23 protein-coding genes and 2 tRNA genes are annotated in these 23759 nt (G+C 45.7%); 4 read left to right on the forward strand and 21 right to left on the reverse strand.

Going from position 1 to position 23759, the window contains the following annotated elements; genetic code table 11:
• Positions 1 to 4: 4 nt before the first annotated feature.
• Positions 5 to 1030, reverse strand: coding sequence for an efflux RND transporter periplasmic adaptor subunit (locus tag F0U83_RS09115; protein WP_138988242.1), 1026 nt, complete (start codon positions 1028 to 1030; stop codon positions 5 to 7).
• 254 nt (positions 1031 to 1284) lie between these two features.
• Between F0U83_RS09115 and F0U83_RS09120 the strand changes: the two genes are divergently transcribed.
• Positions 1285 to 1938 (forward strand): CBS domain-containing protein, encoded by a 654-nt coding sequence (locus tag F0U83_RS09120; RefSeq protein ID WP_138988243.1) that lies wholly within the window; start codon positions 1285 to 1287, stop codon positions 1936 to 1938.
• Between the two features lie 60 nt (positions 1939 to 1998).
• Here F0U83_RS09120 and F0U83_RS09125 read toward each other — a convergent pair whose 3' ends face one another.
• The 3 genes from F0U83_RS09125 to ypfJ all read right to left on the reverse strand — a co-directional run bounded on the left by F0U83_RS09125 (position 1999) and on the right by ypfJ (position 3803).
• Complete coding sequence (locus F0U83_RS09125) at positions 1999 to 2532, reverse strand: YaeQ family protein (RefSeq protein WP_138988244.1); 534 nt, start codon at positions 2530 to 2532, stop codon at positions 1999 to 2001.
• Between the two features lie 3 nt (positions 2533 to 2535).
• Positions 2536 to 2793, reverse strand: a complete 258-nt coding sequence (locus F0U83_RS09130) for a TIGR02647 family protein (protein WP_138988245.1) — start codon at positions 2791 to 2793, stop codon at positions 2536 to 2538.
• Between the two features lie 113 nt (positions 2794 to 2906).
• A complete protein-coding gene (ypfJ, locus tag F0U83_RS09135) occupies positions 2907 to 3803 on the reverse strand; it encodes a KPN_02809 family neutral zinc metallopeptidase (RefSeq protein WP_138988246.1) in 897 nt (298 codons plus the stop codon).
• 166 nt (positions 3804 to 3969) lie between these two features.
• Between ypfJ and F0U83_RS09140 the strand changes: the two genes are divergently transcribed.
• Entirely contained in the window at positions 3970 to 5037 is a 1068-nt protein-coding gene (locus tag F0U83_RS09140; RefSeq protein WP_138988247.1) for a nucleoid-associated protein, read from the forward strand.
• A gap of 59 nt (positions 5038 to 5096) precedes the next feature.
• Here the strand turns inward: F0U83_RS09140 and clpX are convergent, their stop codons facing one another.
• From clpX to cueR, 6 genes are all read right to left on the reverse strand, one after another.
• Positions 5097 to 6380 (reverse strand): ATP-dependent Clp protease ATP-binding subunit ClpX, encoded by a 1284-nt coding sequence (gene clpX, locus F0U83_RS09145; RefSeq protein ID WP_138988248.1) that lies wholly within the window; start codon positions 6378 to 6380, stop codon positions 5097 to 5099.
• 96 nt (positions 6381 to 6476) lie between these two features.
• Positions 6477 to 7109 carry an ATP-dependent Clp endopeptidase proteolytic subunit ClpP gene (gene clpP, locus F0U83_RS09150; RefSeq protein ID WP_138988249.1) on the reverse strand — a complete coding sequence of 211 codons (633 nt, stop codon included), beginning with the start codon at positions 7107 to 7109 and terminating at the stop codon, positions 6477 to 6479.
• A gap of 102 nt (positions 7110 to 7211) precedes the next feature.
• A complete protein-coding gene (gene tig / locus F0U83_RS09155) occupies positions 7212 to 8531 on the reverse strand; it encodes a trigger factor (protein ID WP_138988250.1) in 1320 nt (439 codons plus the stop codon).
• Between the two features lie 340 nt (positions 8532 to 8871).
• Positions 8872 to 8956: transfer RNA gene (locus tag F0U83_RS09160), tRNA-Leu, on the reverse strand.
• Between the two features lie 13 nt (positions 8957 to 8969).
• Positions 8970 to 9045, reverse strand: a tRNA-His gene (locus F0U83_RS09165).
• A gap of 208 nt (positions 9046 to 9253) precedes the next feature.
• Positions 9254 to 9649 (reverse strand): Cu(I)-responsive transcriptional regulator, encoded by a 396-nt coding sequence (cueR, locus tag F0U83_RS09170; protein ID WP_138988251.1) that lies wholly within the window; start codon positions 9647 to 9649, stop codon positions 9254 to 9256.
• A 131-nt stretch (positions 9650 to 9780) separates the two neighbouring features.
• Between cueR and F0U83_RS09175 the strand changes: the two genes are divergently transcribed.
• Complete coding sequence (locus F0U83_RS09175) at positions 9781 to 11997, forward strand: heavy metal translocating P-type ATPase (protein WP_138988252.1); 2217 nt, start codon at positions 9781 to 9783, stop codon at positions 11995 to 11997.
• A gap of 53 nt (positions 11998 to 12050) precedes the next feature.
• Here F0U83_RS09175 and F0U83_RS09180 read toward each other — a convergent pair whose 3' ends face one another.
• From F0U83_RS09180 to ylqF, 5 genes are all read right to left on the reverse strand, one after another.
• Complete coding sequence (locus tag F0U83_RS09180) at positions 12051 to 13004, reverse strand: helix-turn-helix domain-containing protein (protein ID WP_138988253.1); 954 nt, start codon at positions 13002 to 13004, stop codon at positions 12051 to 12053.
• Positions 13005 to 13137: 133 nt separating this feature from the next.
• Positions 13138 to 14178 carry a ribosome small subunit-dependent GTPase A gene (gene rsgA, locus F0U83_RS09185; RefSeq protein ID WP_138988254.1) on the reverse strand — a complete coding sequence of 347 codons (1041 nt, stop codon included), beginning with the start codon at positions 14176 to 14178 and terminating at the stop codon, positions 13138 to 13140.
• 212 nt (positions 14179 to 14390) lie between these two features.
• Positions 14391 to 15521: a BaiN/RdsA family NAD(P)/FAD-dependent oxidoreductase gene (locus F0U83_RS09190; RefSeq protein WP_246077832.1), complete on the reverse strand. Its 1131-nt coding sequence runs from the start codon at positions 15519 to 15521 to the stop codon at positions 14391 to 14393.
• Between the two features lie 71 nt (positions 15522 to 15592).
• The gene (locus F0U83_RS09195; protein ID WP_138988256.1) at positions 15593 to 15880 is read right to left on the reverse strand and encodes a hypothetical protein; all 288 of its coding nucleotides are present in this window, start codon (positions 15878 to 15880) and stop codon (positions 15593 to 15595) included.
• A 55-nt stretch (positions 15881 to 15935) separates the two neighbouring features.
• Positions 15936 to 16853, reverse strand: coding sequence for a ribosome biogenesis GTPase YlqF (ylqF, locus tag F0U83_RS09200; protein WP_138988257.1), 918 nt, complete (start codon positions 16851 to 16853; stop codon positions 15936 to 15938).
• 135 nt (positions 16854 to 16988) lie between these two features.
• On the opposite strand from ylqF, the gene F0U83_RS09205 reads away from it, so the two are divergent.
• Positions 16989 to 18215, forward strand: coding sequence for an EAL and HDOD domain-containing protein (locus tag F0U83_RS09205; RefSeq protein WP_246077827.1), 1227 nt, complete (start codon positions 16989 to 16991; stop codon positions 18213 to 18215).
• 16 nt (positions 18216 to 18231) lie between these two features.
• On the opposite strand, the gene maiA is transcribed toward F0U83_RS09205, so the two are convergent.
• The 6 genes from maiA to F0U83_RS09235 all read right to left on the reverse strand — a co-directional run bounded on the left by maiA (position 18232) and on the right by F0U83_RS09235 (position 23714).
• Positions 18232 to 18870 (reverse strand): maleylacetoacetate isomerase, encoded by a 639-nt coding sequence (maiA, locus tag F0U83_RS09210; protein ID WP_138988258.1) that lies wholly within the window; start codon positions 18868 to 18870, stop codon positions 18232 to 18234.
• Between the two features lie 94 nt (positions 18871 to 18964).
• A complete protein-coding gene (locus tag F0U83_RS09215) occupies positions 18965 to 19162 on the reverse strand; it encodes a DUF2783 domain-containing protein (RefSeq protein ID WP_138988259.1) in 198 nt (65 codons plus the stop codon).
• A gap of 15 nt (positions 19163 to 19177) precedes the next feature.
• The gene (locus tag F0U83_RS09220) at positions 19178 to 20854 is read right to left on the reverse strand and encodes an FAD-dependent oxidoreductase (protein WP_138988260.1); all 1677 of its coding nucleotides are present in this window, start codon (positions 20852 to 20854) and stop codon (positions 19178 to 19180) included.
• Positions 20855 to 21031: 177 nt separating this feature from the next.
• Positions 21032 to 21955 (reverse strand): LysR family transcriptional regulator, encoded by a 924-nt coding sequence (locus F0U83_RS09225; RefSeq protein WP_138988261.1) that lies wholly within the window; start codon positions 21953 to 21955, stop codon positions 21032 to 21034.
• A gap of 149 nt (positions 21956 to 22104) precedes the next feature.
• Positions 22105 to 23067: an MBL fold metallo-hydrolase gene (locus F0U83_RS09230; RefSeq protein ID WP_138988262.1), complete on the reverse strand. Its 963-nt coding sequence runs from the start codon at positions 23065 to 23067 to the stop codon at positions 22105 to 22107.
• 161 nt (positions 23068 to 23228) lie between these two features.
• A complete protein-coding gene (locus F0U83_RS09235) occupies positions 23229 to 23714 on the reverse strand; it encodes a universal stress protein (RefSeq protein WP_138988263.1) in 486 nt (161 codons plus the stop codon).
• Positions 23715 to 23759: the final 45 nt, after the last annotated feature.

Raw genomic sequence — 23759 nt, forward strand, 5'->3', positions numbered from 1 at the left:
GATATTACTCTCCTGCCGGAATTCGCGGATTGGCCAGATGAATACCAGCAGCGATAGGATCGTAGGCTACTTTCTCGCCTGCAGATAGTCCCGCTAAGACTTCAACTCTATCCCCTAAGAGTTTACCTAAGCGCACCTGACGCAGTTGCGGCTGAGCATCGTTTAAAATATAAACTGCTGCAACCTCCGAACGGTGAACCACTGCTTCAGCTGGAATCAGCAAGCGCTCTTTTTCTCCTGTCTGAACAGCGACTTTCACAAGCTGCCCAGGGTACGCAAACTGCAGATCAGCGGGCAGTTCTAAACGCGCCCGAACCGTACCTGTAGCACTGTCAGAAATAGGGAAAAACACCACGTTAAGCGGTTCGATTACGCTATCTTGATCTAATAGAACACGTACCTTCGGCGCTTGAGCAGACATTCGCGCTATGCGCTGTGGAAGGTCGGTATAAACACGCAAGCGCGCGGGATCAAAACCACTCATCAGCGGCATACCAGGCTGTACCGCTTCACCTACTTCAACATGCCTAGCGCTAACAACGCCCGAATATGCCGCTTTAATTTCTGTGTACGACAGCTGCTGTTGTGCCTTTTTCAAAGCAGCCTCTGCACTAGCGACCCGTGCACTTGCGCTATCAAATCGCGCTTTTGCCTCGTCAAAGTTTGCCTTAGAAAGTAACTGTCTCTCATATAACGCCTTGACTCTTGTGTACTGTTTAGATTCTGCCGAACGGGATGACAGGGCTTCAGCAAGCGCGGCCTCTGTTTGATTTAAGCTTGCCTGTTGATCAATACCCACAAGACTTAGGATCGTTGCACCCGCAGGCACATGGTCCCCCACATCAACAAAAATCTTATCAACCCGTCCACTGGTTTCTGCAGAAACCGTTGCACTTGCGATAGCTTCAACCTTCCCTTCAAAAACACGCTCTACCGGTGTCTTTATCAGACTAACTTGATAGGAATCGAGCTCAGCTGTTTGAGCCATTAACGATGTGGATAGGAGCATCGCCAGTAGTAAGCGCCTCATTGGATACCTCAAAGCGTAAAGAATATTATTTAGAACATTCTAATATATACTTTATTGATTTAACAGACTCGTGCCATGTTTAAAACAGATGTATTTGGCAAGCGTTAAGCTTTCAGTCAGTAAACTTCGGCCGCCTTGATGGACATATTGAACGTTTGTTAAAAATAAGTGACAAACTAATCATGGTTAGCGTATTAATATATCGGAATGCAGGCCGATAACATCCGTTAAAGCGGTACGGAGCGACCCGATAAATGACTTTATTAATATATGACAATGGCAATCTGGTTAAAAACCTTTCCGATGCTCAGTTTCCTCAGCGTGGCGTTACGCCTGCTCAAGGCAGCCCTATAGCACGGGATGTTACACAACAGAATATGACTACTAGCGGTCAGGCAGCTTCTATTCCCTCGCCAACGGCATATCAGCCCTCGGTGACCCAAACCCGCAGCACAACAACCTCATCCAGACTTTACGAAGAAACAGGCAGGAAATCCGACTCCCTACAAGATCGTCGAAGGCTCATGGCGCTACATGTAATGAGTTCTCCCCCCATTACAGTCGGCCAGTTTGAAACGGTCAAGAAAGCTTGGGAAACCCTACAGAGCGAAGAAATTGACCACTTAATCGTTGTCAACAGCCGAGGCTTTCCTTTGGGTATCATTACGGGAGGAGACTTGCTGCGCTACGGATCTCATTCAGAAAGCTTTATCGAGAATCTACTCCACCCACCTCTAGTAGCTGTTAGCCCAGAAACGTTAGTGAGAGAGATCGCTTTAATTTTTATGGAGCAGAAAGTTAGTTCCGTGCCTGTCGTCAACAAAGCGCATCAAGTAGTTGGTATCGTTTGTCGCAGTGACCTACTCCGTTTACTGGTCAGCGGGCCCAACCTAGAGCAGAGAGTTTAGTCAAAAAACTCTCTGCTCCTGTATGCATACTCACCTTCCTAGCAGGGCAACGGCTACACCTTAAAGCAGTCTTTCAAAGGCTAAGGTGAGTTGGAGATCATTCTGGTTAAGATAGATTTCATTACCTGTGATGGTCATCGTAATAGACATGTTACGACCAACCAAAGCGGGCAGCTGGGCTGTTTGTTCGTTATTAAACTGCCAAACTTCAACCCGTGGTAAAGCTTTAAATGCTTCTTGAGAGCGGCTCCACCATATGTCAGATTCACGACCATAAGCATACAAAGATACCTTTGGTGAACGGCTCACTCCTTTACGAATTCTATCTGCTGAAGCTTGGCCGACTTCGATCCAATGATGGACCTGACCATCAGGCGCGACTTCCCATAGATCTGCCTCATCCGTGGCAGAAAGCCCCTTACAAAACTGAAGACCTGGATGGTAGTTAAGACCAAAAGCCATTAACCTTACCATCATACGCTCTTGAGTTTCTGAAGGATGCAGCGCCAGCGTCAACTTACAGCCGGTATAAATATCGCGATTCATATCAACCAGCTGCAACTCAACTTTATAAATTGTCGGTTTTAACGCCATGATTTAAGAGGTTGTATCGATCTGTACAGGCGTCGTTAGAATTGTTTGTAAGCTCTGTGAGTGCTCAGCCGCTTCGTGCCCCAAATCCGTTAAATAACCACCATCCATTTGGGTAATCAAACCTTTATCAAACAAGCGCTTAGCTGCTTCGATCATTTCAGGCGCTGCGTTATGGTGCACCTTAATGCCCTCTTGCGTTGTACCTAAATTAAAATGATTCAACAGATTTAGCTCAGCAACGAGTTCAGCATTATAGGGCATAGTACAACTTCCTTTACGAATGTTTTAAGTGCACTCAGCATAGTGTTAAACCCTATAGGAGTACAGAAGCAAAACAGACAAAGTTCTCAAAAAAACGTCTTTCACGTCATAGATCAACTTTTAAAAGTATTACAGCTCTCTACTTGCCCGGAACCAAACCCTTCACGGAACCACTTCACACGTTGAGCTGACGTGCCATGAGTAAAGGAGTCTGGAACAACATATCCTTGGCTGCGCTTTTGGATCGCATCATCACCAATCTTACTTGCAGCATTCATAGCCTCATCGATATCACCTGGCTCAACCACTTGCCGCACTCGATTAGCATGATGAGCCCATATTCCAGCCAAACAATCAGCCTGCAACTCAAGCTTTACCGACAGAGCGTTTGCTTGAACTTTCGGCATCCCCTGCTGCATCTGATGAACTTTCTGTAAAATACCAAACTGTTGTTGCACATGATGCCCAACCTCATGAGCAATAACATACGCCTGTGCAAAATCACCCGGCGCCCCAAAAGCATGTTTCAACTCATCATAAAAGCTTAAATCTATATAAACCTTTTGATCAGCTGGACAGTAAAATGGCCCCATCGCCGATTGCGCTAAACCACACGCAGAACGAACAGAGTTACGAAATAAAACTAAACGCGGTTGCTGATACTGTTTCCCCATCTGTTGAAACAGTGGTATCCAAGTATCTTCGGTATCCGCCAGCACAACGGAAACAAAGTCCGCCATTTCATCATTGGGGGCCGGTGAGGAACGAGAATTAGGTATTTGCTGTGTTTGAGTAGGAATAGATGCTCCTCCTCCCCCCAAAAGCATATTCAAAATAGTGGATGGATCCCCGCCCATGATCAACACGATAACGGCAATCACAATAATGCCTATTCCGCCCTTTTTCTTACCGCCACCTATGCGGAACCCACCACCAGAGCGGCCAAAACCACCAGAATCTGAACGTTGGTCTTCTATATTTGAGCTGCGACGACCGCCTTTCCAGCGCATGGCCTTCTCCTGCATTTAAATAAAAAAGTATATGATGCTTCCAGCGTATTTACGCTGGCTGAATTTCACCAACTGTATCTCTATCCTACCCCAAGACAATGGTCGCTGACATCTCTTGTACTTTCCAATAGAATTCAGGGTTTAGTAACGCAATTGAGAATTAAACGTGGAACTTAAGCACCTGGTTATTCGAGAACTCCATAAAGAGGAAGATCAATCTACTGTCATCAGTGAAAAAGGTGGACTTGTTAATACACATAACAGCGTTGTGCCTGATATGGTTGACTCTCTAAATAATGCGCTTGCTAGGCGCTCCACGCTCACTCACGGCTCATTCAATCAGGAAAACCAAGAAGGTTACCCCTTTATTAGCGCCTTCAGCAGCTATCTTAAGAGCGAGCAACAAGACGGCGACTTTTTACGTTTAGCAGATCAAGGCATTGCGCAACTGGCAGCCGCTATGGATGCACCATCATCCCGAAGCGCGACAGGCGGTTACATTATATTCTCACACTACCAACAAGAGCGTTATGAGTATTTACTTATCGCACTGGTAAAAAACCGCTCAGCCATCTCACTAAACGATCAGCTTAAACCAACCGAGGTGGCAGAAGTGGACCTTGATCGCCTACACCAAGCTGCGAAAATCAACATCACCTCTTATCGAAAAGGCAAAGAAAGTTACTTGAGCTTTATGGGGACAAAAGAAAAAGGCGATGTTACCCACTATTTCTCAAACGCCTTTGGATGTACAGACGTTACACCCTCAAAAAAATCAACCGGTGATCTGATCAAGGCAGCGCAAGACTTTTGCACACAAAATGGTTTATATGAACAGAGAGAACAAGTCGTCGAGGACGTTGTGAGCTATTTAAGCCGACAACGTGCGGATAAACAAACGGCAAATCTACCAGAAGTTGAACAAATTTTTGATCAGCATATACCCGCCGAACAGGCTGAAAATTTAGCAGGCACTTTTAGCCGTTTTGCCAATAGCGAGCAATATAAAGTTAGCCATGAGTTCCAACCTCACACCCATACATTGAACTCACTCACCAAGCTCAAGGCAAAAGCGGATAACTGGCAGTTGGATTTCTCTAAGAAGTCGCTGGGTGCTGTATCATCCGGTAGCGAAATCGAATTTGATGAAGATAAACAGACCCTGATTATTCGCCGCTTACCAAGCCGAGTCGTGGAGCAGATCCGCCGCACACTCAAAGGCGAAGAGGAATAACTCTCGCTAAAGAATCAACAGTAAAAAAGGACGCTGCTGCGTCCTTTTTAGTCGTACTATTACTTCTCTGCGGTTTTCGCTTCTTCTGACGACTCATAGATGAGAATGGGTTCCGATGTCCCCTCAATCACACCTTCATCAATCACAACCTTGCTGACATTTTCCATAGAAGGCAGCTGATACATGATATCCAATAAAGTCGCTTCTAAAATAGAACGCAAGCCTCGAGCACCCGTTTTACGCTCCAACGCCTGACGAGCCACGGCACGTAGTGCATCTTCACGAAAGTCGACTTCGGCACCTTCCAATTCAAACAACTTAGAATATTGTCGAGTCAGACTGTTTTTCGGCTCTGTGAGAATTTGAATCAGCGCATCAGTATCCAGTTCCGCCAGCGTCGCAATCATAGGTAAACGCCCGACGAATTCAGGAATCAAGCCAAACTTAACTAGATCTTCTGCTTCAATATCCAACAGCGTATCAGTAATTGAGCGCGAATCATCTTTGCTCTTAACTGTCGCGCCAAAACCAATCGAACTTTTCTCCGAACGATCACGAATAATCTGTTCAAGGCCAGCAAAAGCCCCACCACAGATGAATAGGATATTAGAGGTATCAACCTGCAAAAATTCTTGCTGAGGATGCTTACGCCCCCCCTGAGGAGGCACAGACGCCACCGTACCTTCTATCAGCTTCAGCAACGCCTGCTGTACACCCTCGCCTGACACGTCTCGTGTTATAGACGGGTTATCTGATTTACGAGAGATTTTGTCAATCTCATCAATATAAACAATACCTAGCTGTGCACGCTCGATGTCGTAGTCACATTTTTGCAACAGTTTCTGAATAATATTCTCAACATCTTCACCCACATAACCAGCTTCTGTCAGTGTGGTTGCATCAGCGATAGTGAAGGGGACATTGAGCATACGGGCTAATGTTTGCGCCAACAATGTCTTACCGCTGCCGGTTGGTCCGATTAAAAGGATATTACTTTTACCCAGCTCAATATCTTTGTTCGCTGAACTACTTTGGAAACGCAGGCGCTTATAATGATTATAGACCGCCACAGCCAGCACTTTTTTAGCACGGTCCTGACCAATGACATATTCGTCCAGCTTTGCCTTTATCTCAGCAGGGATCGGCAGGCTATCCTGCGCTTCCTGCTCTTCAATATCCTGAATCTCTTCACGAATAATATCGTTACACAGATCAACACATTCATCACAGATAAAAACCGATGGGCCTGCAATCAATTTTTTTACTTCGTCCTGATTCTTTCCGCAGAACGAGCAAAACAGCTTACCCTGTTCATTGTCTTTATCTTCGATATCATCGCTCATCGAACTTCCTCATACGTGCCAAAGCGGTAAAATAATTAATAGTGGCTGGTAATGCTTTTTTCAACCCACAGCCACCCAACACCCCACTTTCGGTGCTTATTCAGCTGAACGCTTTTCTAGGACCTGATCAATCAGACCGTACTCAGCCGCTGTCTTAGGATCCATGAAATTATCGCGATCGGTATCGCGCGCGATGGTCTCAATATCTTGGCCTGTATGCTCAGCAAGTTTACGGTTTAGCTTATCCCGAATATTAAGAATCTCTTTCGTATGGATCTCGATATCGGTCGCCTGCCCTTGATATCCTCCCAAAGGCTGATGGATCATTACGCGTGCATTCGGTAATGCATAACGCTTACCTTGAGCGCCAGCAGCTAATAGAAAAGCTCCCATGCTTGCCGCCTGACCAATACACATCGTGCTAACGTCTGGTTTAATAAACTGCATGGTGTCGTAAATAGCCATACCTGCAGTAACCGAGCCACCTGGAGAGTTGATATAAAGATGAATATCTTTATCAGGATTTTCCGCTTCCAGGAACAACAACTGAGCCACAATCAAGTTAGCCATATGGTCTTCGACCTGACCCACAAGAAAAATGACACGCTCCTTCAGTAAGCGCGAGTAAATATCATAAGCGCGCTCACCCCGAGCCGACTGTTCGACAACCATCGGCACCAAACCGGAGTTTTCGATAATCTGAGAACCGCCCTGATGGATTACTGACATGCTAACTTCTCCTTTAAAACCTGATAAAACAAAAAACGACAGCCGGATAAGCACCAACTGTCGTTTCTCATTCAGTCAATGCGCCAAACGACGCGAGACAGATTACGCTTCGTCGTTTTGCTGCTGTGCTGGCTTGATTGCTTCTTCGTAAGCAACAGCAACTTCAGTCACTTTAGCAGAAGCTAACAACTGATCAACAACCTGATCTTCCAATACCAAGCTCTTAACCTGATTTAGCATATCTTCGTTGCTGTAGTACCAATCGATAACTTCTTTTGGCTCTTGGTAAGTCTGAGCCATCTCTTCGATAGTCGTACGAACACGCTCATCATCAGCTTTAATATCGTTGGTTTTAATCACTTCCTGAACCAACAAGCCAACGGTTACGCGTCGCTTAGCCTGATCTTCAAACATCTCTTTTGGTAACATATTGAAATCGATGTTTGCACCGCCGCCAAACTGCTGCACAGCTTGCTTACGCAGGTTATCAATTTCACTACCGACTAATGCTGAAGGTACCTCAATACCGTTGATTTCAACCAACTTAGTGAAAACCTGATCCTTAAGCTTCATTTTCAAAGCGTTTTTCATTTCACGTTCCATGTTAGAACGCACTTCCACTTTGAATGATTCTAAATCTGTTGCTTCTAAACCAAACTTAGAAAACAGCTCTTCGTTTAATTCTGGCAACGTAGGTGTAGATACAGACTGTACTTTGACCTTAAATACAGCTGCCTTACCTTTTAGGTTTTCAGCATGGTACTCTTCAGGGAAAGTAACGTTCAGTTCAACGTCATCACCTGCTTTGGCACCGTTCAGACCATCTTCAAAGCCTGGGATCATTGAGTTGGAACCCAATACTAAATCATGACCTTCTGCTTTACCGCCTTCAAATGCTTCACCATCGATGAAACCTTCAAAGTTGATTTTAACGCGATCACCTTCAGCTGCGGCTGAATCAGTCTCGTTCCATTCAGCCTGTTGCTTGCGAAGTGTTTCAATCATCTGCTCAAGATCTTCATCTTTTACGTCAGAAGTCGCTTTTTCGATCTCAACAGATGAATAATCTGCTAATTCAATTTCAGGGTATACTTCAAACGTAGCAGTGAACTGGAAATCTTCACCGTCTTTGTCGTTTTTCAGGTCGATCTGTGGACCACCCGCTGGCGTGATTTTCTCTTGCTGAACCGCTTCATAGAAGCTCTGCTGAATCACTTCACCAATAACGTCTTGGCGAATACCGGCGCCATAGCGCTGCTTAACGACCTTCAAAGGTACTTTACCCGGACGGAAACCATCCAAACGTACAGTGCGCGCTGTCTGCTGCACACGCTTATCTACATCGTTCTCAATGCGCTCTGCTGGCACAGTGATTGTCATCTGACGCTCAAGAGCGGAAGTCGTTTCAACAGAAACTTGCATGGAATTCCTCACCAAAAAAATACTATCTACCGGTTGATCTTAGCCTAAGAATCTATTCACCGGAGCTTAACTGAATCAGACCTAAAACACCTGATTTATCCAGACTCGATTATAGTTCGAAGCCAAAAATTCTAAAGCGCAAAATTCTCCGGCACTTGAACCTATTAGTCAAGTAATAAACACAAATGAAATAGTGACACAGAACATCAGAAAGGCATTAAACGCACATCAGCGCAAAACGACCTATACACCATAAACATGGCATTACATAAGATATATCTAAAAGGAAATATTTAATACTGAAGAGATTTGCGAAGCACCACTTAGTATGACTAATAAATGGTGCGGACGGAGAGACTCGAACTCTCACACCTTTCGGCACCAGAACCTAAATCTGGCGTGTCTACCAATTTCACCACGTCCGCATATTACCTGGAATGGGGTGGACGATGGGGCTTGAACCCACGACCGCCGGAATCACAATCCGGAGCTCTGCCAACTGAGCTACGCCCACCATAACCAGATACACTTAATAAGGAAAGAAAACTTTGAGTTATCTGACCACCTGTTGGCGACCCCTCGTTAAGATGGGGCGTATTCTATGGAGCATACCTAAGCCTGTCAACCTATTTCCCACGATTTTTTTAATAAAGTTGACATTTATTTTGAAACTTCGTTTTTTGATTATTTTTTATACAATTTCTTTTAATAACAAATACCTATCACAGGTCGCAACCGTTCAATTTATCAAGTATCGGGCAAGCTGTACCCTCATCACCCGCACACTGCACTACAACTGCTTCAAGTACTGCTTGCATACTCTGTAATTGCGCAATCTGATCTTTTATTTGCTGCAAGTGCTTTTCCGCTTTTCCCTTCACTTGTGCACTGGTTCTGTTGGGCATCATCGACAACTGTAGTAGGCTGCCACTATCTTCTAGAGAAAAACCAAGGTCCCTCGCCCTTTTAATAAAGCATAATCTGTCCAATTGAACTTCGTTGTATGTTCTATAGCCGTTTGCGCTGCGCTGAGCGGGCGGTATAACACCTTGCTGCTCATAAAAGCGAATTGTCTTACTGCTCAATCCACAATATTTTGCTGCTTGGGAAATATTCATACCTTCACCTGATTAATCCGAGACCCTCTTGACCTTACCGTAACGGTAACCTCTAAACTCTTCTCTACGTTAACATGTAACTTTATTTTTGTACGCCCTCTTAAGTTCTTAGGGCATGATGAGGTAAGGATATGAGCACAACATTACTGCTGGAAAATGTATCCTGTGCAGGGTGCGTTAAAAAAATAGAAGCCCGCGTCGCACAAATCCCCGAAATTAACCAAGCCGAAGTTAATTTCCCGATGAGAAGACTGATTATTGATGGCTCGGCCACGCCTGACTCTGTCATTACTGCTTTAGATGAAATTGGCTATCGTGCACGCTTAGTGATCAGTGAAGAGGAAGCACGGAAAGAACAAAAAGCCTTAGCGCTTCGCCAGTATCACCAAAAGCTGATGCAATCCGGTATCGCGCTCGCCCTAGGCATTCCCATGATGATCGCGGGCTTCTTTATGGATGATATGAGTGTCGATACGCCACAAGATCAGTGGCTATGGGGTATTCTTGGCCTACTCACTTTGGCTATCCTCTATTATTCAGGCCGTCATTTTTTTATCAGTGCGCTAACTTCGTTACGCAATGCTACCTCGACGATGGATACGCTGATCTCTGTAGGCACTGGCAGTGCTTGGTTATTCTCTATGCTGGTCGTTGTTATGCCAGATCTATTCCCTGACGGCGCTCGACACGTCTACTTCGAGGCCGCCGTCATGATTATTGGTCTGGTCAATCTTGGACAGGCCCTTGAACTTCGCGCCAGAAGCCACACCTCTGACGCGGTAGAAAGACTGCTCGATCTTCAACCCAAAACAGCCAGAGTAGTGAAAGACGATAAAGAGCAAGAACTGCCTTTAGAACTGATTAACCAAGGCGACCTTATCCGCATTAGGCCCGGAGAGCAGATTCCTGTAGATGCTCTTGTTATCGAGGGAGAAAGCTATGTGGATGAGTCCATGCTCACCGGCGAGCCACTACCTGCCGGAAAGAAGGTTGGCGACGCAGTGTCAGGCGGCACATTAAATACATCTGGCAGCCTGTTAGTCGAAGCTGTCCATGTCGGTGAAGATACCGCTTTAAGTCGTATCATCGCTATGATTCGCCAAGCACAAAACAGCAAACCAGAAATCGCTCATCTGGCTGATAAGATATCTGGCATCTTCGTCCCTGCTGTCATTGTAATCAGTGTATTAACAGCGCTGATTTGGTATCTGTTTGGCCCTGAGCCTCGCATTGCTTATATGCTGGTTACAGCCATGACCGTCCTTATCATCGCCTGCCCTTGTGCTTTAGGTCTAGCAACACCCATGTCTGTGATGGTGGGCGTCGGTAAAGCCGCCGACTATGGCGTGCTGGTTCGCAATGCCCAAGCTTTGCAAACAGCGGCAAACATCACCACACTGGTACTGGACAAAACAGGCACCATTACAGAAGGCCGCCCTAGTGTTGATAGTATTCAAAGCTTCTCTAAGCTCGGCGAAAACGAGCTGCTTGGCTTAGTTGCTTCCTTGGAACAGCGCTCTGAACACCCCTTGGCCGCAGCGATTGTTAACCAAGCACAGTCACTCGGCATCGCGCTTTACCCTGTCGATAACTTTATCTCCATTACCGGTAAAGGGGTTAGTGGCATAGTACAAGCGCAATCGCTCATTTTAGGTAATCGTGCTTTTATGGAAGAAAAGCAGATAGACATCACTGCCAGTGAAGCGCTGTTCCACCAGCAAACAAAACTAGGTAAAACCCCTGTCTTTATTGCAAACGAGAAGGAGCTACTCGGCCTGATCTTTATATCCGATCCTATCCGAGAAGACGCGCTCGCTGCCATCACTCGGCTACAAGATAAAGGCATTAAAATCGTTATGATGACAGGCGACAATCAGCAAACAGCCGCAGCGGTAGCCTCCCACGTAGGAATTCAGGATTATATCGCCGAAGTACTGCCAGAAGACAAAGCGAATCATGTCAAGCAATATCAACAACAAGGCGAGATCGTCGCCATGGCGGGTGATGGAATTAATGACGCGCCAGCCTTAGCTCAAGCCGATGTTGGTTTCGCTATAGGTCAAGGTACGGATGTCGCCATCGAAAGTGCCGACATGATCTTAATTCGTAACTCGTTACATAGCGTTGTGGATGCCATCGCGCTCTCTAATGCTACCTTAAGAAATATCAAACAGAACTTGTTGGGTGCTTTCTTATATAACAGCTTAGGCATCCCAATTGCCGCCGGTGTCCTATTCCCATTTACCGGCCTATTGTTGAGCCCTATCATTGCAGGTGCCGCTATGGCCTTTTCATCAGCGACAGTGGTTGGTAATGCAAATCGCTTAAGGCTGTTTAAGCCTCGCTAAGCACTCGGACGAACAACGCAATGGCCTGTTTACCCTACAGGCCTTTTTCAAACTCATGATTCGGTTTGCGCTGCAAATTGTTGCCGATACTGTACCGGAGAGATACTTAACTGCTTTCTAAAATGGTGACGCAGGGTGGTCGCGTTATCAAAACCACTCATATCCGCCACTTTTTCTACACTGATAATATCACTCTCGAGTAAACGTTTTGCTTTCTCTAAGCGCTGCTGAATTAACCATGCCTTAGGACTCAAATTGAAACTGGAACGAAACTTTCGGTCAAACGTGCGCCGCGACATATTTGCACGTGAGGCGAGATCGTTAACATCAATATCCTCTTTCAGATGAATAAGCGCCCAATCGATCGCTTCAGAGAACTGATTCGGTACTTCCAGAATAGGAGTCTCCACAAATTGGGACTGCCCACCCAGACGATGAGCCGAAACCACTAAACGCCTCGCCACCTGATTCGCAACTGCATAACCAAAGTCTTGGCGAATAATCTCAAGTCCTAAATCAATACCAGCAGCACTACCGGCTGAGCACCCCACTCGCCCATCATAGATATATAAGACATCATCCACATAGTTCAGATGCGAAAAGCGAGATTTAAAAATATCCGCATAACGCCAATGCGTGGTTACTGATCTATCTTCAAAGATGTCTAGCTCAGCCAGCAAAAACGCACCTGAACAAAAAGATAAAATACGCTTGCCGCTGGTATGAAAAGCGCCGATAGACTCAGCAATTTCAGCCGAAATCATCTCTGAATTTACTGGCCAGCTCGGCACAACTAACATGTCGTAATCTGCCAGATCTTTCACCTTTCGTGACTGCAGCAATAAGCCTGCTGTTGTTTCTAATGCGCCCTCTTCAAACGTAACAACATCACACCGATACCAAGACCCAAACTCTGGACGGGGTAAACCAAACAACTCTACCGCGCAAGCCAACTCAAACAGAGCAACATGAGGGTAGCTTAGAATAGCCACTCGTTTTACAGGCATTGATATCTCCACTACGGGGCATGGCTGGAAGTTAACGCTATTTGTATTTTGCGCCATTTTCTCATATCAAAGCAACTAACCTTCCACTGAAGGCCCTGCTCTTTGTAAAACCTCACAAAGAGCAGGGTTACCCCTAACCTTTCTTGCGTTGTATTACGTCATTCATGACAGAGCGCACATGCCGACTGAATGAACGATCTTTAGCTCGCTTTTCAGCAAGGCTAGCTCCGTTATGAGCCTGCTCACGTTTTAGTTTCTGATAGCTTCGTAAACGACGCTCATCAAACTTTGACGCTCGAATAGCCTCTTGGACAGCGCACCCTGGCTCAGACTGATGCTGGCAATCACTATACCGGCATTGAGAAGCCAACTCTGAGATTTCAGAAAACGTCTCATCAATGCCGGACTCGCAATCCGCCAACTGTAACTCACGCATACCCGGCGTATCTAATAAGATACCGCCAGTCTTCATTAGATGAAGTGTACGCGTTGTTGTGGTATGTCGTCCCTTATCATCCGCTTCTCGTGCTGAAGCAGTCGCCTGCGTTACCTCACCTAGGAGTGTATTAACTAAGGTGGACTTACCTACACCGGAGGAACCTAACACAGCCACTGTGTTTCCGGCACGACACCAAGGCTCAAGTACCTCAGTACAACATGCATCGCGCGCGTCTAAAGCTTCAACCATAAGCATAGGATCGAGAGCCTGGACTTGATTAACATAGCTACTAGGCTCATCGCACAAATCAGATTTAGTCAACACAATCACTGCTTCTGCACCAGCATCTTTGGTCAAAACCAAATAACGCTCAATCCTGTTCAGCGAAAAATTCTGATTTAACGCTACAACGATGAACACGGTATTGATATTTGATGCAATTAACTGCTCTGAAACCTTTCGTCCAGGTGCTTTACGAGAAAAGATGGACAAGCGGTCTAACTGCCTATGAAAAGCGCCGTCAACCGTTAAGAGAACCCAATCACCTACTGCCAATATAGGCATGGATGCCAACAAGGGTAATTCCTGTTTGCCCCTTTCGGTATAAAGCACTAAATAAGATCGATGCTGAGAGACAACTCTAGCAGGAACACAGGCTTCGCATTCATCCAGAGAAAGCTGTTGCTGAAAAAAAGGCGACCATCCCAATTGGGAAAGCGTATAAATTGTAGTCATAGAAACCCCTGACGTTTACCTAAGTAACGTCCGATAAATAATTCATCGGGGGCTAAAGAGCCCCGGCTTTATAAACCGGGCAGTGAAATAGTTATTTCAGCTAACTGCCCGGAAGGGTTTGACTACAATCATGTTTGCCCTCCAGTGCGAGGTTGGTTAGTAACTGGGCCAATTTATCAGATGCGACAGGCTTGTCAACTGTAGACGTAATATCAAACTGCTTGCCCTGCGACAAAGCCACTCGCCCAAGCCCACTGAAAGTTGTGGCCACCTAAATGGCCCGTTACATCAAGGCATTCACCGATAAAGTAGAGGCCCGCGGCTTTATTAGCTTCCATGGTTTTTTGGGAGACCTCTTTAGTTGAGATCCCCCCTAGAGTGACTTCGGCGGTACGGTAGCCTTCGGTTCCTGAGGGTTTGATCAGCCATTTGGTAAAAGCGGTCGTGATTTGCTCAAGGGTTTGGTTGCTTAAATCCGCCATGTTGCCACTAAAGCTAAAGAGTTCGCAGAGAATTTGCGCCATGCGCTTACTCATTTTCTGCGACATGATGGTAGCAACATCTGCTTTTGGGCGTTCTTGACGCTGCACTTTAAGCCAACCCAGTAAGTCCTCTTCCGGAAAGAGGTTAATGCTGATAGCTTGACCAGGCTCCCAATAGGAGGAGATTTGCAAAATCGCTGGCCCGCTGAGGCCACGATGAGTGAAGAGCATACTCTCCTTAAACGAGGTGCCCCCGCAACTGACTTCTACAGGGTGAGACACCCCCGATAAAGGCTTGAGGGGGACGAGTAGATCAGGTTGTAACGTTAGAGGTACCAGCGCTGCTCGGGTAGGCAGCACTTCCATTCCAAACTGGCGGGCAACTTCGTAGGCAAAAGGGGTTGCACCACCATTGGGAATGGAGAGACCTCCGGTTGCAATCACGAGCGATCCGGCAACAATATCCCCCCGGCTGGTTTTTAGCAGATAGCCGTTTTCGGCCTTTTTAACGTAATTAACAGTGAGTTCTGTTTGTATCTCGACACCCGCCCATTCGGCTTCTGTCATTAAAACTTGCAGGATCTCTTTGCTTGATTCATTGCAAAACAACTGACCTAGCGTCTTTTCATGGTACTCAACACCATGACGCTCTACCAAATCGATAAAATCTTGAACACGATAGCGGCTCAGTGCCGATCGACAAAAATGTGCATTTTCTGAGATAAAATTCGAAGCATCATTGTGAATATTCGTAAAATTACAACGCCCTCCCCCTGACATCAGAATCTTCCTGCCAATCTTTTTGGTGTGTTCGATCACCAGAACAGAGCGGCCGCGATATCCAGCCGTCGCTGCGCACATCAGCCCTGATGCGCCCGCACCAATCACAACAACATCATATTTCACAGGAGTATGTCTCTTGAGGATCAGAATTATTCGTCTGAGGTTTTTTCTTGTTTGGCGTTTTTGGCATTAAGCGCCTTTATTTTGTCGGCAAGACGCCCACCCCGCGATGCTGACTTTACAGGCTCCGATTGCTCGGCTAATTGCTTTTCCCGCTCTTTTTCATACACTGACTTGTGCTTTTTCTTCTTTTCTAAAGCGCGCTTTTTGCGGCTTTCATAGCTTTCGTCATCTACTAACAGTTCTGCTTTACTAGGTTGCTTTTCAGCAGGAAGATACTGCCTGACAAAGCTACGTTTTTTCTTAATTCGAGACATGCTTTTATTTGCCTATCTATACATGGGACTAGGGGTTGCTTTAGCAACCCAAAGGTTAGCGTTGTGTTTTTTGCTGAGCTTCAAGTGCTTCAGCTTCTTCGGCCTCTATCCGCAACCGCTCGGCTTCGGCCGCTTTAACAAGCCACTCTTCAACGGTTTCAAAAGTGATTGGCCCAAGTTTACCGGATCGCATATCGTGCAAAAGCACTTCAGATGCTTTATGGCGATCAATGACGCCACCCGGCCTTAACCCACCTCTCTTGCGACCAATTTCGTCAAGCAACTCATTATCCGAGAGCGGAAGCGCTTTTAACTTATAGCGCTCAAGCAGCCGATCTGGGTAATCGGATAACATAAACTGCGCCGCATAAGTGGCGACCAATTCATACTCAATGGCTGTATCACGAATAGCGCCGCTGGCAGCCAAGCGATAACCAGAGTCGATATCCTCTATCTTAGGCCATAAAAACCCCGGCGTATCCGATAAAGCCATACCGTTTTTAAGGGTGTAGCGCTTTTGATTTTTAGTCACGGCTGGCTCATTGCCCACTTTGGCAATACGTCGTCCTAACAAGGCATTGATCAGCGTAGACTTACCGACATTAGGTATGCCCATAATCATGGCTCTTACTGGTCGGTCATGATTGGCACGCGTGGGCACCATTTGCTTACAAAAGTCTGGGATTTTCTGGATCACTTTTTTCTCTTCCTGGCACAAGGAGATCGCTTTAATCCCCTCTTGGCTATTAAAATAGTCCAGCCAGGCCTGAGTTTTAACAGGATCTGCCAGATCGCTCTTATTCAGAATCTTAAGTACCGGCTTGCCCTTACGCAGTGATTCGACCAATGGATTTTCGCTCGACAACGGCAAACGCGCATCCAGTACCTCTATCACGGCATCAATTTCATCCATGACTTTGGCTATTTCTTTACGCGCTTTGTGCATATGGCCGGGAAACCAATTGATCGACATATCTCTCTCCTAGATCAGTTGGCAGCATTATAACAGTTAGGTCACTTTTTGGAGGTGATATTTTTCAAAGGGGGAATGGCACAACCGTGCTTGGCGGTCTAAACTGGTGTTGTGATTTTTGCAGGAACGCATTTGATGAGTACACCGATGACAGACAGCCAAATATTAATGGCAAGGCAACCTATTTTTGATCAACAGCAACGGGTTGTTGCTTATGAACTACTTTATCGAACAGAAGGATCTGAGGAACATGCCGTCTTTAGAAATAGTCACGCAACCAGTGATATTTTACTAAACGCTTATACCTCGATCTCAGATCAGGGTGAGGTAAAGCGTGTACCCGCTTTTATCAATCTTACATATGACATTGTTGTCGGCGGAAATATACCAGATCTCCCTAAAAAGCAGATTGTGCTTGAGTTACTTGAGGACGCAACCGTTGATGAAGCCTTCATTCAAGGGGTGCGAAACTTGGTGAATGAAGGTTATCGCATCGCTTTGGATGATTTTGTCTATAGCCCCGAATTTGATCCACTCCTTGAGATGGCGCATATCGTTAAGATTGACGTTCTGGAGCATTCGTTAGATGAACTCAAAAAACTCATCCAGATCATCAAGCCATTCAAAGTTACACTTCTGGCTGAGAAAATCGAAACTCATGAGAAGCTTGAAGAGTGTGTGCAACTTGGATTTAAGTTATTCCAAGGCCATTTTTTAAGTCGCCCTAAAGTTATCAAAGGTCGCAAAATTGATGCAGGCCAAGTCACACTTTTGCAGCTTATTCAGGCATTGCAAAATCCTAACGCCAAACCCGAAGAGCTTGAAGATCTAATTATTCGAGATCCTGTACTCACCTATAAGCTATTACGCATCGTGAACTCTGCCGCGTATTCGTTAGTTCGAAAGGTAGAGTCTATCTCAGAAGCCGTTGTTTTATTAGGGATTCCTCAGATTAAAAAATGGGCAACCCTAATTGCCATGTCCGCAAACTCTAACAAACCGGAGGAGTTATCCCGCACACTACTCATCCGCGGCAGAATGGCTGAACAAGTCGCTGAGCATCAAAAGCAAAGCAATGCCTCTAGCTACTTTATGGCAGGTATGATGTCGGGACTACATGCATTATTGGATCTACCTCAAGACCAAATGCTGGAAGAGGTGCCTTTAGGGGATGACATTAAAGAGGCAATTCGTGAAGGCAAAGGTGCAATTGGTCAAGTATTGAGCAACGTCATCCATTATGAGGCGGGAGACTGGGATCTCTTACCCATGGACTTTGATGGCGATATTTACGAGAGTTCCTACCGCGAAGCGATGGACTGGGCCAAAGAAGCGATGCAATCCATGGCCGAGTCCGATTAGAGTATAAGAATAGAGATCACGCCCCGGGCTGAAGGTTCGGGTGCGCCTTTGCAAAAGCGTCTAAACTTTGGCAACGATCGTTGATTTGAGTAATCAACGGATAAGCGGACATATCAAGCTGAAAGCGGTTAGCATTAAACACTTGGGGAACTAAGCAGACATCTGCCAGCGTTGGTTGCTGAGCAAAACAAAAATCTGTTTGCTCCTCTCTGTTTTCTAAAATGGTTTCAAGTGCAGCAAAGGTTTTGTGTATCCAGTGATGGTACCACTGCATTTTTTTCTCTTCATCAACGCCCATTTCGCCCACTAAATACTGCAAAACCCGCAAATTATTGACAGGATGAATATCACACGCAATCGCTTGCGCAAAGCTGCGCTGCTGTGCTTTTTCTACTGGGGTTCCCCGCACCAACGCAATACTACGAGGATATGCCTCATCCAGATACTCACAGATGGCGAGTGACTGGGTAATCTGCATCCCTTGATCCTCCAACACTGGCACTAATGCTTGAGGGTTTCTTTCTTGATGGATCGCTTCCCGATGCTCGCCAGATACAAGATTAACGGGTATTTGTTCGTAGCTTAGCTCTTTTAAGTTAAGTGCGATACGCACCCGATACGCTGCCGAAGAGCGGCAATAATCATATAGAATCATACGTTATCCTCTAGGGAGTATTCTTAAATATACTATTTACAAAAAACACTAAAGCCCGGCATAGAGCCGGGCTTTATTACTAACGCAAAACTATTTAGGCAATATGCTCTCGTGCAATATGCATCGCTTCTTCAAGTACGCGTTGATCACCAATGTGGTTGCTGAGTAACAGTATAAGGCGCGCATTCACATCTGCACTCTGTTCATCACTCAAGTCACGGTGCATATCCATGAGCACCTGATAAAAGTCATCGGGGCGTGGTAAATTTGGTTCTGTAATTAACTTGGTCATAGTGATTATCTCCGATTACTTACCCAGTGCTTTATTTTGTGCTGCAACAACCGCTGCTTTATCAAACTGACGCATACGCGCAGTGACCAGCTGATCAGGACGTGTAAGATAGAAGGTTCCAGGCTTTGCATCTAAGCGCTGGTTGACTGCACCTACTTGATCTACCAGCAGTTCAACCCCCGCTGGTAAACTAACATCCATCTCATGAGTTGCTATCACAAACGTTTTGACCGGCACTTCTTGAGTAGCAAGCTGACCAAGTTCATCGATCAAGGAGGGTGTAAGATCCTGACGCCCTTCTACAAACAATAAACCATTAAATTCATTACCCACACAGCTTAATAAGAAGTCATTCTGACCGTTACGAATAACAGGGCCATCTGTGCAAGGTGCACCCGGTACAACTTTACAGTTAAATACTGAGGTATCTTCTGTGTTTAGCGGAGATTCGGTCAAAAACGGCGGAACAGATAAACGACCACTGTTTACCAAAGGGCGTGCAAAGTTATAGTTCTTCGCAAGCTTAAGCACTGCATCACGGAAAACACGACTTACAGCACTTTTTGGCGTAATAAAATCAGTACTGCGCGTAGAGTTGAGTATGTTCTCATCAGCGGCGAAAACCCGCTCCGGCGAATAGCTATTCAATAATGACGCTGGTGCTTTACCTTGTAGTACCAGTTTGATCTTCCACACCAAGTTATCAATATCTTCAATTCCTGAGTTAGCACCACGAGCACCAAATGGTGACACTTGGTGGGCAGCATCCCCTGCGAAGAAGATACGCCCTTGACGGAACTCATCCATACGACGGCAGGTAAAGGTATATACCGATGCCCACTCCAACTCAAACTCAACATCTTCCCCTAAAAAGGCTTTAACACGAGGAATGATATTTTCAGGTTTTTTCTCCTCTTCAGGATCGGCATCCCAACCCAAATCAAAGTCGATACGCCATACGTTATCAGCCTGACGATGCAAGAGTGTCGATTGTCCTTCGTGGAAAGGCGGGTTAAACCAGAACCAACGCTCAGGCGGGAACTTTTTAGGATCCATAACAACATCAGCGATCAAAAAGCGATCTTGGAAGATCTGCCCTTTTGATTCTAAGCCGCACATTGCACGCACTTTTGAATTGGCACCATCACAGGCCACCACATAATCCGCTTGGATCTGGTACTCACCTTCAGGCGTATCGACTGTCAGGATAACAGCATCGTTTTCTTCTTTAATATTGACGACTTTATTTTTCCAACGCAGATCCGCTTTATCCAACTCAGCGATACGATCGACGTAGTACTCCTCAAGGTAGTACTGCTGAAGATTGATAAAGCCCGGGCGACGATGATGCTCTTCAGGCAACATATTAAAGCTATAAATCTGTTCATCATCTAAGAACACTTTACCAATGTTCCATGTAACGCCTTTATCAACTAGGCGCTGCCCAACCCCTAAGCGGTCAGAGATATCTAAAAAGCGTTTTGCGTAGCAAACCGCACGAGAACCAACACTCACCGTGTTATTATCATCCAGAACCACAACCGGAACGCCATGTTGCGCAAAGTCCACTGCGGCTGCCAAACCCATAGGGCCAGCTCCTACAACAACGACAGGATGTTTTACAGGTTTAGCCGCATCCTGATCGGGCGACCTTTGGTAATCAAATTCGGGAAAGGTGTAAGTATTCAGCATGAGTAAGGCTCTCGTTTCTTTTTATCAGATTCCATTTCAACATCGATCTTTCTAATACAACGATACCCTAAAGCCAGGCTTTGATAATCGGCCGCGGTTGAATAAGATTCTTTCTAAATTCGAAACAAAAAAGCGCATGTCAGTAGCATTAACTGACTAAATCCGCACTTTTAGTCATCAATCCACACCCGACCATAGGTCTGCATTAGAGTGCTTATCGAGCCACACCTTAAAGAACTCAATAAAAGAGCTGACTTTAGGAGAGATAAATTTTCGATCTGGGTAGACCGCAAAGATAGATAAACGCTCAGGTTCATAAGAGGGGAACACACGTACTAAATCCCCTGACTCCACAAAGCGAGCGATCACAAAGTCAGCTAGATTCGCAATCCCCCTGTGCTGCAGTACGGATTCTCTTACCACGAGGCTGTTATTGGCTTTTAAATCTCCACTCACCTGTACCGTACAGCGTTTGCCCTTTCGCTCCAAAGACCATTGATTAGCATTCGCTGCATGCACAAAAATCAGACAATTATGTTTTTTTAGATCTTCTGCTGTTTGCGGATGCCCATGGGTTTTCAAATATTCGGGGGTTGCACAGATATACATCGGGATCTTAGATATCTCACGCGCAATCATACTGGAATCAGGCAGCTGAGGGTCCGCTATCCTCAGCGCCATATCAAAGCCATCACGGATAAGGTCAGGAGGCCTATCATCCAACGTAATATCAACCTGCACATCAGGATGAAGGCTCATAAACTCCGGTATCGCTTTTGAGAGCTGCATTTGACCAAAGGTCATGTTACAGGTGATACGCAGCGTACCACGAGGGTTACCTTGCAACTGAGATACAAGATTCTCAGCCTCTTCTACCTCTGATAGGATTGATTGACACTTTTCGTAATAAGCCGCGCCAACCTCTGTTACAAACAAACGCCGAGTAGTGCGCTGCAACAGCCGAGCACCGACATGCTGCTCCAGCTGTGATACCTGCTTACTGACAGAAGAACTAGAGATACCTAGCTCTGATGCAGCCAGAGAAAAGCTTTTGAGATCCACAACACGTACATAAACGCTCATGGCCGATAGAACATCCATAGACACCTCGCTCAATGCGATTAGCAATCAGCTCAACGTAACAAGTGTTAGGAAAAGTTACAACGGTTTGATTTGGATGGAAAAAATCAGGCCCTTTCAAATGAAAGAGCCTAAAGGAAGGAACTATTCTCAAATTAAGCCGTTTAGGCTTAGTCCTGTAAGCTATCCCACACTTCTTGATCACGCTCATCTGTCCAGATGCGTGGCCAATCAATGCCTTCAAATTCATCCCATAGACGCTGTACGTCAAATGGTAGGCAGTGTTCAAAAATTGGCCACATGCCAAACTTAGGATTCAGATGCTCATGGGTGGCTTCAAACGCTTCTTTCACGCTACCACCGCGCTTATGAACCTCACCAACTTTCTCGATCATACCGGTCAGGAAGCCTCGGGTTTGCTCGATAGCCGCATCCACTTCGTCGCGACCGCGAGCAACCGCACCACGACCACCAACTAAAATTTCAGCTTCATAAGCTTTTACTTTATCCAGTGTCTCTGTAGACCAATCAAAGTGGAATGCATCCCCGGTATAGAGAGCCGCTGCTGCCTCAACCAAATCACCAGCAAATAAGATTTTGTGCTTAGGAATCCACGCAACGATATCACCTGCAGTATGACCGCGGCCACAATACTCCAGAATCAAGCTACCACGATCGCCACCTAATGGAATTTCCATACGATCATTAAATACGATATCTGGGTGAGTCAAACCGGGAATACCATCTGGCTCACGGAATAAGCGCGGCATACGACCAAATTCGCTTGCCCAGTCTTGCATACCACGTTCTTCAATCAAGAACTTGGTTTTCTCATGCGCAATAATAGATTCTGCTTTATAGGCAGATGCACCCAGAACACGAACAGCATGATAGTGAGATAGCACAAGGTATTTAACCGGCTTATCAGTATGCTCACGCAGCTGCTCTAACCAGTCGTTAGCTGCTTTTGGCGTTGCACGAGCTTCAAATGCGATGATGAAATCTTCCGCTTCAATAGCACAAACGTTTGGGTCACCCTCAGCCGTCAGGGCATATACACCATCCGCCAGAACTTCTAGGGTTTCTACTTTCACGCCAAGATCCGCTGAGGATGCAAAAGGCTTCTTCGCCATAATTAATACCTACCGTCAATTCTGATTATATAGTTAGCAGCATAGAATGGCTCAGCCAGATATTGCCTTGCTGAGCCATGTTGTGACAACTAGAATACAGAAATCATTGTTTCTAAATAACCACCTAAAAAGAACAATATTGTTTCCTTTAAGGAATTAAATCATTTAAGCGGGATAATCAGTACAGGTCGTTTAGTACGCTGCATAACCCGGTTGGCTGTCGAGCCTAAAAAGAATTGCTCAACACTGGAGTGGGTACGAGTACCCATGACAATTAAGTCTGCATTGATTTCATCCGCTACCCGAAGAATCACTTTTTCAGCAACGCCCTCTTCCACACGAGGGATAACTTGATCATCACGCATTTTTTCGTTGTCATCTAACTCCGAGCTACAAAAACGCTCGATCCGCTCAACCAGTTTGTTCTTTAGGTTGTTGACGCTTTCTTGATGCATCTCATTAAGAGATTCATCATTCATCATGGTCTTAAGTAAGTTTTTTGCAGAGGCACTCAAAGGCTCAATTACATGTAAAAAGGTAATCTCTGCATTGTAGTGCCCAGCCATACTAACTGCTGCCCGAAAAGCAGGGCGGGATCCCTCTTCAATATCGGAAGCGTAAACAATTTTTTTTACATCAGGTAACATAAAAGCACCTCATTAATCTTAGATGTAACAACCATCTGTCGCGAA

The sequence above is a fragment of the Neptunomonas concharum genome, assembly GCF_008630635.1.
In the GTDB taxonomy this organism is placed as follows: Bacteria; Pseudomonadota; Gammaproteobacteria; order Pseudomonadales; family Balneatricaceae; genus Neptunomonas; species Neptunomonas concharum.

What these genes read in the sequence shown, in the direction of transcription:
- F0U83_RS09115 (WP_138988242.1), bottom strand. Translation starts at nt 1,030, where the DNA reads ATGAGGCGCTTACTACTGGCGATGCTCCTATCCACATCGTTAATGGCT.
- F0U83_RS09120 (WP_138988243.1), top strand. Translation starts at nt 1,285, where the DNA reads ATGACTTTATTAATATATGACAATGGCAATCTGGTTAAAAACCTTTCC.
- F0U83_RS09125 (WP_138988244.1), bottom strand. Translation starts at nt 2,532, where the DNA reads ATGGCGTTAAAACCGACAATTTATAAAGTTGAGTTGCAGCTGGTTGAT.
- F0U83_RS09130 (WP_138988245.1), bottom strand. Translation starts at nt 2,793, where the DNA reads ATGCCCTATAATGCTGAACTCGTTGCTGAGCTAAATCTGTTGAATCAT.
- ypfJ (WP_138988246.1), bottom strand. Translation starts at nt 3,803, where the DNA reads ATGCGCTGGAAAGGCGGTCGTCGCAGCTCAAATATAGAAGACCAACGT.
- clpX (WP_138988248.1), bottom strand. Translation starts at nt 6,380, where the DNA reads ATGAGCGATGATATCGAAGATAAAGACAATGAACAGGGTAAGCTGTTT.
- clpP (WP_138988249.1), bottom strand. Translation starts at nt 7,109, where the DNA reads ATGTCAGTAATCCATCAGGGCGGTTCTCAGATTATCGAAAACTCCGGT.
- tig (WP_138988250.1), bottom strand. Translation starts at nt 8,531, where the DNA reads ATGCAAGTTTCTGTTGAAACGACTTCCGCTCTTGAGCGTCAGATGACA.
- cueR (WP_138988251.1), bottom strand. Translation starts at nt 9,649, where the DNA reads ATGAATATTTCCCAAGCAGCAAAATATTGTGGATTGAGCAGTAAGACA.
- F0U83_RS09175 (WP_138988252.1), top strand. Translation starts at nt 9,781, where the DNA reads ATGAGCACAACATTACTGCTGGAAAATGTATCCTGTGCAGGGTGCGTT.
- F0U83_RS09180 (WP_138988253.1), bottom strand. Translation starts at nt 13,004, where the DNA reads ATGCCTGTAAAACGAGTGGCTATTCTAAGCTACCCTCATGTTGCTCTG.
- rsgA (WP_138988254.1), bottom strand. Translation starts at nt 14,178, where the DNA reads ATGACTACAATTTATACGCTTTCCCAATTGGGATGGTCGCCTTTTTTT.
- F0U83_RS09190 (WP_246077832.1), bottom strand. Translation starts at nt 15,521, where the DNA reads ATGTGCGCAGCGACGGCTGGATATCGCGGCCGCTCTGTTCTGGTGATC.
- F0U83_RS09195 (WP_138988256.1), bottom strand. Translation starts at nt 15,880, where the DNA reads ATGTCTCGAATTAAGAAAAAACGTAGCTTTGTCAGGCAGTATCTTCCT.
- ylqF (WP_138988257.1), bottom strand. Translation starts at nt 16,853, where the DNA reads ATGTCGATCAATTGGTTTCCCGGCCATATGCACAAAGCGCGTAAAGAA.
- F0U83_RS09205 (WP_246077827.1), top strand. Translation starts at nt 16,989, where the DNA reads ATGAGTACACCGATGACAGACAGCCAAATATTAATGGCAAGGCAACCT.
- maiA (WP_138988258.1), bottom strand. Translation starts at nt 18,870, where the DNA reads ATGATTCTATATGATTATTGCCGCTCTTCGGCAGCGTATCGGGTGCGT.
- F0U83_RS09215 (WP_138988259.1), bottom strand. Translation starts at nt 19,162, where the DNA reads ATGACCAAGTTAATTACAGAACCAAATTTACCACGCCCCGATGACTTT.
- F0U83_RS09220 (WP_138988260.1), bottom strand. Translation starts at nt 20,854, where the DNA reads ATGCTGAATACTTACACCTTTCCCGAATTTGATTACCAAAGGTCGCCC.
- F0U83_RS09225 (WP_138988261.1), bottom strand. Translation starts at nt 21,955, where the DNA reads ATGGATGTTCTATCGGCCATGAGCGTTTATGTACGTGTTGTGGATCTC.
- F0U83_RS09230 (WP_138988262.1), bottom strand. Translation starts at nt 23,067, where the DNA reads ATGGCGAAGAAGCCTTTTGCATCCTCAGCGGATCTTGGCGTGAAAGTA.
- F0U83_RS09235 (WP_138988263.1), bottom strand. Translation starts at nt 23,714, where the DNA reads ATGTTACCTGATGTAAAAAAAATTGTTTACGCTTCCGATATTGAAGAG.